Annotated in this window: 8 protein-coding genes and 1 pseudogene; 5 read left to right on the top strand and 4 right to left on the bottom strand. The window is 74.1% G+C overall.

The genetic code is table 11. From position 1 onward, the window contains the following. Positions 1-117 precede the first annotated feature (117 nt). The 4 genes and pseudogenes from ACIP67_RS24415 (at position 118) to ACIP67_RS24430 (ending at position 5,111) form a co-directional block, all read left to right on the top strand. Positions 118-759 carry a DUF6230 family protein gene (locus ACIP67_RS24415; protein WP_401694546.1) on the top strand — a complete coding sequence of 214 codons (642 nt, stop codon included), beginning with the start codon at positions 118-120 and terminating at the stop codon, positions 757-759. Between the two features lie 24 nt (positions 760-783). Further along, positions 784-2,376 (top strand): DUF6114 domain-containing protein, encoded by a 1,593-nt coding sequence (locus ACIP67_RS24420; protein WP_401694547.1) that lies wholly within the window; start codon positions 784-786, stop codon positions 2,374-2,376. Positions 2,377-2,388: 12 nt separating this feature from the next. Beyond that, positions 2,389-3,258, top strand: a pseudogene (locus ACIP67_RS24425) (oxygenase MpaB family protein); the annotation flags it as partial. A gap of 347 nt (positions 3,259-3,605) precedes the next feature. After that, positions 3,606-5,111: an aldehyde dehydrogenase family protein gene (locus tag ACIP67_RS24430; RefSeq protein WP_401694548.1), complete on the top strand. Its 1,506-nt coding sequence runs from the start codon at positions 3,606-3,608 to the stop codon at positions 5,109-5,111. 22 nt (positions 5,112-5,133) lie between these two features. On the opposite strand, the gene ACIP67_RS24435 is transcribed toward ACIP67_RS24430, so the two are convergent. Then, positions 5,134-5,760 (bottom strand): TetR/AcrR family transcriptional regulator, encoded by a 627-nt coding sequence (locus ACIP67_RS24435; protein ID WP_401694549.1) that lies wholly within the window; start codon positions 5,758-5,760, stop codon positions 5,134-5,136. 90 nt (positions 5,761-5,850) lie between these two features. On the opposite strand from ACIP67_RS24435, the gene ACIP67_RS24440 reads away from it, so the two are divergent. Continuing rightward, positions 5,851-6,990 carry an acyl-CoA dehydrogenase family protein gene (locus ACIP67_RS24440; RefSeq protein ID WP_401694551.1) on the top strand — a complete coding sequence of 380 codons (1,140 nt, stop codon included), beginning with the start codon at positions 5,851-5,853 and terminating at the stop codon, positions 6,988-6,990. A 99-nt stretch (positions 6,991-7,089) separates the two neighbouring features. Here the strand turns inward: ACIP67_RS24440 and ACIP67_RS24445 are convergent, their stop codons facing one another. The 3 genes from ACIP67_RS24445 to ACIP67_RS24455 all read right to left on the bottom strand — a co-directional run bounded on the left by ACIP67_RS24445 (position 7,090) and on the right by ACIP67_RS24455 (position 12,542). Further along, the gene (locus ACIP67_RS24445; RefSeq protein WP_401694552.1) at positions 7,090-8,925 is read right to left on the bottom strand and encodes an AMP-dependent synthetase/ligase; all 1,836 of its coding nucleotides are present in this window, start codon (positions 8,923-8,925) and stop codon (positions 7,090-7,092) included. Between the two features lie 97 nt (positions 8,926-9,022). Continuing rightward, a complete protein-coding gene (locus tag ACIP67_RS24450) occupies positions 9,023-11,209 on the bottom strand; it encodes a 3-hydroxyacyl-CoA dehydrogenase NAD-binding domain-containing protein (protein ID WP_401694553.1) in 2,187 nt (728 codons plus the stop codon). 118 nt (positions 11,210-11,327) lie between these two features. Beyond that, entirely contained in the window at positions 11,328-12,542 is a 1,215-nt protein-coding gene (locus tag ACIP67_RS24455) for an acetyl-CoA C-acetyltransferase (RefSeq protein ID WP_401694554.1), read from the bottom strand. Positions 12,543-12,637 lie beyond the last annotated feature (95 nt).

Raw genomic sequence — 12,637 nt, forward strand, 5'->3', positions numbered from 1 at the left:
ACATCCGATGACACCCGACGGCACCCCATGGCCCCGACGGCGCCCCATGGTCCCGATGACCCCGATGGCCCCCGAGAGCTCGCCGCCATCGCTCCAGCCCTGCGGAAGGGATTCCCCATGAGTGACATGAGTGACAGATACTCCTATAACCGGACGAATACCCCGGGTGCGGGTCGTACGCACTGGAAGCGCAGCGCCGTCATGTTCGTCCCGTGCGCCCTGGCCGTGGGAGCGCTCGGCATCGCCCTCGCCCAGGGCGCGCTCGCCGCCTCCTTCGCGGTCTCCGGCGCCGCGTTCAAGGTCTCGGCGTCCGAGGTCACCGCGGAGGGCGTGTCCTCGTTCCCCTCCTCGATCGGCAGCTCGGCGAGCGACGCCAAGCCGGTCCTGCTGGCCGCCGTGAAGGGCGGCACGGTCTCCGACGTGTGCGTCTCGCTCAAGCAGACACTGCCGCTGGTCGGGGACATCACCATGCTGGTGCACTCGGGGGCGGACAAGCCGCTCGAGGGCAGCGACCTCGTGGTGAACGCGGACGCCCTCACCGGCGGCGGTGGCAAGGTCACCGGCGTCCAGGCCGGCCGGGACGCCTCCACCCTGACCGGCGCGCCCGGCGTGACCGGCCCCGAGGGCACGTTCGGCGTCCAGGCGAGCACCGCCGTCGCCCATGACGTGCGGAGCACCGCGTACTCCGCGAACGGGGGCACCCTGACGCTGGAGAAGCTGGAGATCGAGTTCAGCCGTTCCGGCAAGCAGTGCTTCTGACGGCGACGACGGACGGACTCGGTCATGTTCAGCTTCGTCTTCGGCTTCCTGTCGGAACTGGCCCGTGAGACCGGCGACTGGTTCGACCGGATCCTGCCCGCGCCCCGGCTGCGCCGCTCCCTGCGCGGCTGGCGTCGAAGGCGGCCGTTCTGGGCGGCGGTGTGGGTCATCGCGGGCGGCGTCGAGATGGTCGCCATCCCGCTGGCCCCGCTCCCGCTGATGATCAGGATCGGGGTGGGCGCCATGTCGGCCGCCGGCATCAGCCTGGTCCTGATCGCGGGCGGCCTGTTCTTCCTCTTCAAGCCGGACCAGCGGATGTTCGTCTCCGTCGTCACCGCGATCGCCTCGCTGACGTCGATGGCGACCACGAACCTCGGCGGCTTCGGCATCGGCATGCTGGCCGGCCTGATCGGCTCCTCGATGGCGTTCGGCTGGATGCCCGACCCCGAGCGGACGACGGACGGCGAGCGGACGGGGGACGGCGACGGCCCGGATGCCCGCTCCGGGCCCCCGGACGCCGAGCGGGACGCCCGACCGGCCACGGCGGTGACGGCGGCGACGGTACCGGTCGCGGCGGAGACGGCCGACGCCGTGACCGGCGGAGCGGACGCCCGGGGGGAGGGCACCGCCCCAAAAGCCCGTGAGGGCCGCGCCCGCTCCGGCGGCCGCCCCGGGCCCGTGCGGGGCGCGGTCCTCTTCGTGGTGAGCGCGGTGGTGGCGGCCGGGCTCCCGGCCGCCGGTACCGCCGCCGCGGCACCGGGCACGGACGTGTTCCCCCTCCCCTGGCCCACCCTCACCTGGCCGTGGGAGTCCGCCGGAACGCCCTCCCCCACCCCCGCCCCGACCGGGTCGGCGAGCGGCGGCCGGGCCTCCGGCAGCACGGGCCCGGCCGCGCCCACCCCCACCACCTCCGGCTCCACCTCCCCCTCGACCCCGCCCGCCCCGGAGGAGGACGACGGCAAGGCGACCGAGGAGGAGGCGGGAGAAGAGGAGGAGAAGGCCGACGCCGCCCAGGTGACGCTCCCGTGCCTCACCGGCGTCGACACCGGCGGACTCCCCGACCCCGACCAGGAGTTGGCGGAGGCCACACCCGGCGAGACCGCCGACGACCCGGACGACCTCACCGCGCTGCGCCCGCCGATCGTCATCGGCGACCAGCCGGGCCGCCCGCGGGCCACCTACCCGATCAGCCCGCTCTACCCCGAGGTCGGCGCCGACACCCTGACCGCCTACGGCGCCATCATCCACGGCGCCACCTACCTGCCCACCGCCGACGGCCGGCGGATGAAGGTGCTGTGGGTGCACGCCGACCGGCTGGTCGCGGACGACTACGCCTTCCGGCTGGAGAGCGCGGGCCAGGTCCAGACGATCGACGTGGACCTGGACATCCCGCAGGTCGACATCTACGTCACCCAGCTCACCGGCTCGATCACCATCCCCGTCCTCGAGGTCGGCACCCCGCGCATCTGCATCGGGGCCGACGTCGTCCCGGCGAACCTCCCCATCGCCGTACAGCTGCCGAAGCTGTCCGTGACCGCGGTGGAGGCCGGCCAGGTCCTGGTCGACGCCGAGACGGTCCACTTCGCCGACCTGTCCATCCGCAGCAGGCACCGTTAGGAGAGACCGCCCATGGGCCGCTACAGCCGGCTCCACCGCATCCAGCAGATGGACCCGCGGCAGGACCACGAGGAGATCTTCCGCTGGGTCACCCGGTACGAGTTCCCCTGGGACTACCTCCAGGGCGTCTCGATCGCCTTCCTGCGGGACTTCGGCGTACCGCGCATCTCCCAGCTCCTGGACCGCACCCAGGAGTTCGAGCGCGCCGGGCAGAAGCGGTACGACGACACCGTGCTGATCGCCCACGAGATGGTCGTGGACGGCATGGACTCCGAACGCGCCCGGGCCGCCGCCCGCCACCTCAACCGCATCCACGGCCGCTACCGCATACCCAACGAGGACTACCTGTACGTGCTGGCCACGACCGTGGTCGGCCCCAAACGGTGGATCGACCGGTACGGCTGGCGGCCGCTGTGCGAGCAGGAGACCGAGAGCCTCGCGCTCGTGGGGCGGCGCATGGGCGGCATGATGGGCATCGGCGACCTGCCCGCCGACTACGCGGGGTTCGCGCACCTGCACGACGGCTACGAGCGGAAGATGTTCGCGTACGACCCGGCCAACCGGCGGGTCGCCGCGGCCACGCTGCGGGTCGTCACCCAGTGGTACCCCAGGCTGCTGCGACCGCTGGCGGCGCGCGCCTCGCTCGCCGTCCTCGACGAGCCGCTGCTCACCGCGCTGGGCCTGCCCGCGCAGCCGCGGCCGGTCCGCGGCGCCACCCACCGCGCCCTGCGCGCCCGGGCGGCCGTGGTGCGCCGCCTGCCGCCCCGGCCGAACTGGTGGCCGTACCGGCAGCAGCCCCGCAGCTACCCCTTCGGATGGACCCTGGACGACCTGGGCCCGCACTGGGCCCACACCAGGCCGCTGAAGCCGCTGCGGGACGAGTGCCCGACGGCGGGAACGGCCCCGGCCACCCGGCCGCCGGCGGACCAGCCGCCGTCGGACCAGCCGCCGTCGGACCAGCCGCCGGTGGACCAGCGGTCGGTAAACCAGCCACCGGTGGACCAGCGGTCGGTAAACCAGCGGCCGGTGGACGGGGCACCGGCCGACCAGCGACCGGTCAGACAGCCGGCCTCCCCCCGGACGCCAGACCGACCGTCCCCATCGGCCCGGCCGGCCGACCAGCAGCCCACGCCCGAACAGCCCACCCCCCGGAAGTCGGCGGACGAGCCGCCGGCGGACGTGACGTCGCCCGGCCGTCCGGCGGACCGGAACACACCTCAGGAGCAGCGATGACCGACACGGCCCGGGACACCACGCCCCGCCCCTCGACCTTCACCGTCCACAGCCCGGCGACGGGCAAGCCGCTCGCCGACCACCCGGTCGCCGGGCCGGAGGAGGTCGCGGGTGCCGTACGGCGGGCCCGGACGGCCTCGGACCGCTGGGCGGCCGAGTCCGCGCCCCGGCGCCGCGACCACCTGCTCCGCTTCAAGCGGCGGCTCGCGTCCGCGCTGGACGACGTCGCGGACACCATCGCGGCCGAGACCGGCAAGCCGCGCGGTGACGCGGAACTGGAGGTGGTCCTGACCCTCGAACACCTGGCGTGGGCGGCGCGCAACGCCGGACGCGTGCTGCGGCGGCGCGGCGTGCCCTCCGGTCTGGTGGCCGCGCACCAGCGCGCCACCCTGGTCCACCGGCCGCTCGGCGTGGTCGGCGTGATCGGACCGTGGAACTACCCCCTCTACACCCCGATGGGGTCGATCGGCTACGCCTTGGCGGCCGGCAACGCCGTGGTGTTCAAACCGTCCGAGCACACCCCCGGCACGGGCGTCCTGCTGGCCGAGCTCTTCGACGCGGCGGTGCCCGGGTACGCCGGTCTGCTCACGACCGTCACCGGGGCGGCCGCGACGGGCGAGGCGCTGGCCCGGTCCGGTGTCGACAAGCTGGCGTTCACCGGCTCGCCGGGGACCGCGCGCAAGGTGATGGCGGTGTGCGCCGAGTCGCTGACGCCGTTCCTCGCCGAGTGCGGCGGCAAGGACGCGGTCGTCGTCACCGCCGACGCCGACCTCGACGCCGCCGCGGACGCCGTCGTGTGGGGCGCGCTGAGCAACGCCGGGCAGACCTGCGCGGGCGTCGAACGCGTCTACGCCGTGCGGGAGGTGCACGCCGCGCTCTGCCGCAAGGTGGTGGAGCGGGCGGGTGCGCTGCCGGTGGGCCCGGACGCGGACGCGGCGTACGGTCCGATGACGATGCCGGGGCAGGCGGCCGTGGTGCGGCGGCACGTGGACGAGGCGCTGGCGGCCGGTGCGCGTGCCCTGCTGGGCGGGTCCGCGTCGGTGTCCGGGAGGTACGTGTCCCCGGTCGTCCTGGCCGACGTGCCGGAGGACTCGGCCGCGATGACCGAGGAGACCTTCGGGCCGACCGTGGCGATCAACGCGGTGGCCGACGTGGACGAGGCGGTGGAGCGCGCGAACGCCTCGTCCTACGCGCTGGCCGCCTCGGTGTTCTGCGGCGACCGGAGGGCGGGGGCCGCGATCGCCGCCCGGCTGCGGGCCGGCGCCGTCTCCGTCAACTCGGTGCTCGGTTTCGCCGCCGTCCCCGCGCTGCCGTTCGGCGGTTGCGGCGACTCCGGTTTCGGGCGCATCCACGGGGAGGAGGGGCTGAAGGCGTTCACCGCGCCGCAGTCGGTCACGGTCCGGCGCTTCGCCCCGCCGGTGAACCTGACGTCCTTCACCGCCCCCGCGGCCGCCCGGGCCCGCGCGGTCGCCGTCGCGCGGTGGCTGCACCGGCGGCGCTGACGTGCCGTGCGGGCAGGGGCCGTCAGGCGTCGAGCAGGGGGGCGAGGTAGCGGCGGGCGAAGGCCCGGGCCTGGTCCTCGTCCTCCATCTCGATGCAGCCGGCCGGGTTCAGCAGGAAGGAGACGGCCACCCGGACCATCAGCTCGGCGACCGGCCTCGGGTCGGAGTCCGGGCGGCCCTCGGCCCGCTGGGCGCGGCGCAGATGGGCCGTCAGGTAGTCGCAGGTGGCCGCGAGCGAGGGGCCGCCCTGGACGGTGAAGTAGGGCAGCACCAGCTCGGGTTCGAGCCGCAGCAGGCCGCCGAAGAGCGGGTGCGCCCGGGTGTGGCGGAGGGCCACCACGAAGCCCTCCACGACGCGCTCCTCCATGGTGGGCAACGCCGCCACGGCCGCGTCCAGTTGCTGGAAGAACCTGCTGCCCTCGCGCAGCAGGCAGGCCTCGACCAGCTTGTCCTTGCTCTGGAAGCGGCGGTAGACCGTGACGCGGGAGACACCGGCCCGTTTGGCGACGTCGTCCATCGAGGACCGGCGCAGGCCGAAGGCCGTGAACTCCTCCAGTGCGGCGTCGAGGATCCGCCGCGCCACCTTTTCCTCCGTCTCGGGCTGGGCGATGGCCCGCGCGAGCAGGGAGTCGTTCGCAGAAGTCTTCATGGTGTTCCTCACGATACCGGCACCCATCCACCCGAGAAACCGTGCAACATATTCTATATCTTTGTAACTCACCGGACCTGGAGGGTTCTCATGGGCAGTCGTCTCACCCCGGAGCAGACGGACTTCGTCGCGGCCGTACGCGACTTCGCCAAGCGGGAGTGCGGCACGCGGGAGCAGCGGGACGCGCTGACCGCGGGGGGCACCGAGCCCCACAACCCCGAGCTGTACGGCAGGCTCGCCGACCTCGGCTGGCTGGGGGTGTGCCTGCCCGAGGAGTACGGCGGCGCCGGCGGCGGACTGGCCGACGCCTGCCTGTTCCTGGAGGAGACCTCCTACGGCCTGGTCCCGGCGGGCGGCTTCGTCACCACCGTCATCGCCGCCAAGGCCTACGAACGGTTCGGCACCGAAGCGCAGAAGCGGGACGTCCTCACCCGGGCCGTGGACGGCGGGGTGCTCGCCATCGCCATGTCGGAACCGTCGGCGGGCTCCGACGTCGGCGCGCTGCGCTGCCGGGCGCGGCGGAGCCCCGACGGCGACTGGCTGATCGACGGTCAGAAGACCTGGATCTCCAACGCCCACTGCGCCGACGCCATCCTGCTCGTGGCGCGCACCGGCCCCGACAAGCACGCCGGGCTCACCATGTTCCACCTGCCGGCCGGCACCGCCGGGGTGGAGATCCGGGGCATCGAGACCATGGGCGGCCGGGAGGTCAACGACGTGTTCCTCACCGGGGTCAGGCTGCCGGCCGACGCCGTCGTCGGGGAGGTGGGCGACGGCTGGCGGCAGCTGATGGCGGGACTGAACTACGAGCGGCTGTTCCTGGCGGCGAACATGCTGGGCCTGGCCCGCCGCGCCTTCGACGACGCGGTCGCCTACGTCCGCGAGCGCGAGCAGTTCGGGCGCCCCGTCGGCTCGTTCCAGGCGCTGCGGCACCGGATCGCCGACCTCGCCACGGAGATCGAGTGCACCCGGCTGCTGGTGCGCGAGGTGGCCCGGGACTGCGACGCGGAGCCGGACCGCCTGTTCCCGCGAGAGGCGTCCATGGCCAAGCTCAAGGCCACCGAGACCGCCAAACGGGTCGCCCTGGAGGGCATGCAGATGATGGGCGGCTACGGCTACGCGACCGAGTACGACATGGAGCGCCATCTGCGGGCCGCGGTCGTCTCCACGGTGTACGGCGGCACGAGCGAGATCCAGCGGGACGTGATCGGCAAGACCTACGGCCTCTGAACGCCCGCGCCACGACGGCGGCCGGCCACCCGTTCCCGGATGGCCGGCCGCCGTCGTCGGTCCCGGCCGCGGTCAGCCCGCGCTCGGTCCCGGCCGTGTTCAGCCCTCGTACAGCCCGTCCAGCGCGGCGCCGTACTTCTCGCGGATGACCCGGCGCCGCATCTTGAGCGACGGTGTCAGCTCCCCGGTCGCCGGGCCCCACTCCTCGGCCAGCAGCGTGTACCGCTTGACCTGCTCGGTCCGGTTCAGCCGGGAGTTGGCGGCGGCCACCGCCCGTTCGACCTCCGCCCGCACGGCCGGGTGCGCCACGAGGTCCGCGAGGCCGGTGCCGGCCTCGACCCCGTGGGCGGTGGCCCAGGCCGGCGCGGCCTCCGCGTCGAGCACCAGCAGGGCGACGAGGTAGGAGCGGTTGTCGCCGTGCACGAGCGCCTGCCCGATCAGCGGGTGTTCCTTCAGCGCGTTCTCCACCAGCGCCGGCGAGACGTTCTTGCCGGTCGAGGTGACGATCATCTCCTTCTTGCGGTCGGTGAGCCAGAGGAAGCCGTCCTCGTCCACCCGGCCGATGTCCCCCGTGCGCAGCCAGCCCTCCGCGTCCACCGCGGACTCCACCGAACCGTCCTCGCGCAGATAGCCGGAGAAGACGGTCGTCCCGCGCACCTCGATCTCGCCGTCGTCGGCGGTGCGGATCTCCACCGACGACACGGGACGGCCGACCGACCCCAGCCGGAAGCCGGTGCGGGGACTGTTGGTGGTCGCCACGCCGGTGGTCTCGGTCAGCCCCCACGCATCCATGATCACGATGCCGAAGCCGGCCCAGAACCGCACCACGTCGAGCGGCATCGGCGCCGAGGCGCTGGCCGCCCAGACCACCCGCTCCAGGCCGCCCGCGGCGAGCAGCGGCAGCAGGACGTCCTCACGGGCCCGGCCGTAGGCCTCCTCCAGGTCCGCGGGCACCGGCTCGCCGCGTTCCCGGAAGCCGACGTGCTCCCGTGCCACCCCCGCGGCCTCCTCGATGACCGTCCGCTGCTCGGGCGGCAGCAGGGAGAGCACGGCGCGGACGGCGGCGGCCAGCTTCTCCCACACCCGCGGCACCCCGAAGAACTGCGCCGGCCGCACCTTGCGCACGGTCTCGGCGACCTTCGCCGGGTCGGCGCACAGATAGACGTGGGAGGCGCGGTGGCAGGGCAGGTAGAGGCCCAGCATCCGTTCGGCGATGTGGGCGAACGGCAGGTAGCAGATGTGCTCGACGTGCGGCGGCAGCTCCACCACCGCGTCCAGCGCCAGGGCGTCGGCCAGCACGTGCCGGTGGTTGAGCACCACGCCCTTGGGCTCGCCGGTGGTGCCGGAGGTGTAGACGACGGTCAGCGGGTCCTCGGGGCGGGCGGCGTCCAGGACCTTGCCGAACTCGTCCGGCACGGGCTCCGCCCGCAGGGCGGCGTACGGGAGGTGGACGCCCTCGGTGCCGGGCTCGACCACCACCAGCCGCTCCAACGGTGTGCCGGCGTCGTCCAGCAGCGGCGCCCACAGCTCCACCTGCGCCGCGCCCTCCACCACGGCGACGCGGGCCCGGCAGTTGCGCGCGATGTGGGTGACCTGCTCGCGGGCGGAGGTGCCGTAGACGCTGACGGGGACGGCGCCGAGGCGGACCAGCGCCAGGTCGGACAGCCAGTGCTCGGGCCGGTTGGCCGTCATCAGCAGCACATGGTCGCCGCGGCCGACGCCGAGTGCCGCGTAGCCGGCCGCGAGCCGGGCGGTGTGCTCGCGGACCTCGGCCCAGGTGAGGGTGGTCCAGCCGTCCGGGCCGCCGTCCTGCTGCTGCCAGGACAGGGCCGGCAGCTCGGGGTACAGCCGGGCGTTGCGTTCCAGCAGCAGCGGCAGGGTCGCCTCGGCCGGCGGTCCGGGGGGCTCCCCGGTCGTGCGGGGGGCTGATGTCATCAGGGCCTCCTTGCGGGTCGGGGTCGGTGCGTCGGGAGGGGCGGCACGGCGCGGCGGTGCGCCGCGCCGTGCCGCGGGGGGACGGGCAGGGGACGGCTCAGGAGTCGGTGAAGACCTCGCCCCGCTCGGCCTTGCGCAGCAGCAGTGCGGGCGGGTCGAAGCGCTCCCCGTGCCGCGCGGCGAGCTCGCGCGCCCGGGCGGTGAATCCGGGCAGGCCGCCGTCGTAGCCGTTGACGTACTGGAGGACCCCGCCGGTCCAGGCCGGGAAGCCGATGCCGAGCAGGGAGCCGACGTTGGCGTCCGCCACGGAGACCAGGACGCCCTCCTCCAGGCAGCGCACCGCGTCCAGGGCCTCGACGAAGAGCATCCGCTCCGTCAGCTCGGTGAGGTCGGCGGGCTGTGCGGCAGGGTCGGTGAAGTGCTCGCGCAGTCCCGGCCACAGTCCCGTCCGCCGGCCGTTGTCGTACGTGTAGAAGCCGGCGCCGGCGGACCGTCCCGGGCGGTCGAACGCGTCGATCATGCGGTCGACGACGGCGTCCGCCGGGTGCGGCCGCCAGGTGCCGCCCGCCTCCTCGGTGGCGCGGCGGGTCTCCTCGCGGATGCGGCGGGGCAGGGTGAGGGTGAGTTCGTCCATCAGGGCGAGCACCTTGGCCGGGTAGCCCGCCTGGGCGGCGGCCTGTTCCACGGTCGCCGGGTCGATGCCCTCGCCGACCATGGCGACGCCCTCGTCGATGAAGCGGCCGATGACCCGCGAGGTGAAGAAGCCGCGGGAGTCGTTCACCACGATCGGCGTCTTGCCGATCTGCCGGACCAGGTCGAAGGCGCGGGCGAGCGCCTCGTCGCCGGTCTCCCGGCCCCTGATGATCTCGACCAGCCGCATCCGGTCGACGGGGGAGAAGAAGTGCAGCCCGATGAAGTCCTTGGGCCGGTCGACGCCCTCGGCGAGCAGGGAGATGGGCAGGGTGGAGGTGTTGGAGCACAGCAGCGCGTCCGGGGCGACGGCCTCCTGCGCCTCCCGGAACACCCGGTGCTTGAGCGCGGGGTCCTCGAAGACCGCCTCGATCACCGCGTCGCAGCCGGCCAGGTCGCGGGCGTCGGCGGTCGGCACGATCCGGTCGAGGAGCGCGTCGCCGCGGGCGCGCGTCGTACGGCCCTTGGCGACGGCCCGCTCCAGCAGGCCCGCGGAGTACGCCTTCCCGCGCGCGGCCGCCTCGGCGGAGACGTCCTTGAGCACGACCTCGATGCCCGCCTTGGCGCAGGCGTACGCGATCCCGGCCCCCATCATCCCGGCCCCCAGCACGCCGACCTTCGCGACGGTGCGGGCGGGCAGGTCCTGGGGGCGGTTGGCGCCGGATTCGACGGCCTGGAGGTCGAAGAAGAACCCCTGGATCATGTTCTTGGCGGTCTGCCCGGTGACGAGTTCGGTCAGGTACCGGGCCTCGACGACGAAGGCGGTGTCGATGTCGACCTGGGTGCTCTCCACGGCCGCCGCGAGGATGTTGCGCGGTGCCGGGTAGGGGGCGCCGCCCAGCTTCTTGCGGAGGGTGGCGGGGAAGGCGGGCAGGTTCGCGGCGAAGCCGGGGTGCGCGGGCGTGCCGCCGGGGATGCGGTGGCCCGGTTCGTCCCAGGGCTGGCGGGATACGGGGTGGGCGTCGACGAACGCCCGCGCGCGGGCGAGGAGGTCCTGCGGGTCGGCGGCGATCTCGTCGACCAGGCCCTCCTCGAGGGCCTGGGCCGGGCCGTACTGCCGGCCCTCCATCAGCACCTTCCGCAGGGCGTCGACGACGCCGAACATGCGGACCGTGCGGACCACCCCGCCGCCGCCCGGCAGCAGCCCGAGGGTGACCTCCGGCAGTCCGACGCGGGCGGCCGGGTGGTCCAGCACGATCCGGTGGTGGCAGGCCAGCGCGATCTCGTAACCGCCGCCCAGGGCGGCTCCGTTGACGGCCGCGACGACGGGTTTGCCCAGTGTCTCCAGCCGGCGCAGGGCGCGCTTGATCCGCATGCCGGCCTCGAAGGACCGCCCGGCGGTCGCGGGGGTGACGGCGATCAGGTCGCGCAGGTCCCCGCCGGCGAAGAAGCTCTTCTTGGCGGAGGTGAGGATGACGCCCTTGAGGTCGTCGCTGTGGGACTCCAGGCGGTCCACGGTGGCGTCCAGGGAGTCGATGAACGCGGCGTTCATGGTGTTGGCGGACTGGCCGGGGTCGTCCAGGACGAGGGTGACGACGTGGTCGTCGCTCTCCTCCCAGCGGATGGTGCTGCGGTCGGCGGCTGTGGTGGCCATTAAAGAGGGTCTCCAGGGGTGCGGGCGGTCACGGGGGAAGTGCGGTGCGGCACGGGGACAGGAGGCTCGGTCCGGGGCACGGGGTGCGCCCCGCCCCGGAGCCGCGGGCCGGGCGCTGTCAGAGGCGTTCGACGACGGTGGCGATGCCCATACCGCCGCCCACGCAGAGGGTGGCCAGCCCGTACCGCAGGTCGCGGCGCTCCAGTTCGTCCACGAGCGTGCCGAGGATCATGGCGCCGGTCGCGCCCAGCGGGTGTCCCATCGCGATGGCGCCGCCGTTGACGTTGACCCGGTCGGGATCGAGGCCGAGGTCGCGGACGAAGCGCAGGACGACGGCGGCGAAGGCCTCGTTGATCTCCACCAGGTCCAGGTCCGCGACCGTCAGCCCGGCCTTGGCGAGGGCCTTGCGGGAAGCCGGGGCGGGACCGGTCAGCATGATGGTCGGGTCGGCACCGGAGACGGCGGCCGAGACGATCCTGGCCCGGGGCCGCAGTCCGTGCCGCTCCCCCGCCGCGGCGGAGCCGATGACGGTCAGCGCCGCGCCGTCCACGATCCCGGAGGAGTTGCCCGCATGGTGGACGTGGTCGATGCGCTCCACCCAGTGGTACTTCTGGAGGGCCACCGCGTCGAAGCCGCCCGCCTCGCCGGGCACGGCGAAGGAGGGCCGCAGCGCGGCGAGGCTCTCCACGGTGGTGCCGGGCCTGAGGTGCTCGTCGCGGTCCAGGACGAGCAGTCCGTTGCGGTCGCGGACGGGCACGACGGACCGGTCGAAGCGGCCGTCCTTCCACGCCTCGGCGGCCCGCGCCTGGGACAGGGCGGCGTACGCGTCGACGTCCTGGCGGGTGAAGCCCTCCAGGGTGGCGATGAGGTCGGCGCCGATGCCCTGCGGGACGAAGCCGGTGTCGTGGTTGGTGCGCGGGTCCAGCGCCCAGGCCCCGCCGTCGCTGCCCATCGGGGTGCGGGACATGGACTCGACGCCGCCGGCCAGGACCAGGTCCTCCCAGCCGGAGCGGACCTTGGCGGCGGCGAGGTTGACGGCTTCGAGGCCGGAGGCGCAGAAGCGGTTCTCCTGGACGCCGGCCACCGTGTCGGGCAGTCCGGCGGCCAGGGCCGCGGTGCGGGCGATGTCGGCGCCCTGGTCACCGACGGGGCTGACGACGCCGAGCACGATGTCGTCGACGGCCGCCGGGTCGAGCCCGGGGTAGCGGCGGCGCACCTCGTCGATGAGTCCGACGACGAGGTCGACGGGTTTGACGCCGTGCAGGGCGCCGTTCGCCTTGCCGCGGCCGCGCGGGGTGCGGATCGCGTCGTACACGTACGCTTCGCTGGTCACCTGGATGCCTTCCGGTCCGGCCGGGTCGAGTGGACTCGGCGCGTGGGAGATCGCGTGGGAGTTGCGGGGCGGGGAGAGGGGCGGGTCCGGCGGCG

The organism is Streptomyces sp. NPDC088812 (assembly GCF_044750285.1).
Taxonomy (GTDB): domain Bacteria; phylum Actinomycetota; class Actinomycetes; order Streptomycetales; family Streptomycetaceae; genus Streptomyces.

Bases quoted from the DNA above. Each gene is read 5' to 3' on its own strand.
- ACIP67_RS24415 (WP_401694546.1), top strand. From the start codon at position 118: ATGAGTGACATGAGTGACAGATACTCCTATAACCGGACGAATACCCCG.
- ACIP67_RS24420 (WP_401694547.1), top strand. From the start codon at position 784: ATGTTCAGCTTCGTCTTCGGCTTCCTGTCGGAACTGGCCCGTGAGACC.
- ACIP67_RS24430 (WP_401694548.1), top strand. From the start codon at position 3,606: ATGACCGACACGGCCCGGGACACCACGCCCCGCCCCTCGACCTTCACC.
- ACIP67_RS24435 (WP_401694549.1), bottom strand. From the start codon at position 5,760: ATGAAGACTTCTGCGAACGACTCCCTGCTCGCGCGGGCCATCGCCCAG.
- ACIP67_RS24440 (WP_401694551.1), top strand. From the start codon at position 5,851: ATGGGCAGTCGTCTCACCCCGGAGCAGACGGACTTCGTCGCGGCCGTA.
- ACIP67_RS24445 (WP_401694552.1), bottom strand. From the start codon at position 8,925: ATGACATCAGCCCCCCGCACGACCGGGGAGCCCCCCGGACCGCCGGCC.
- ACIP67_RS24450 (WP_401694553.1), bottom strand. From the start codon at position 11,209: ATGGCCACCACAGCCGCCGACCGCAGCACCATCCGCTGGGAGGAGAGC.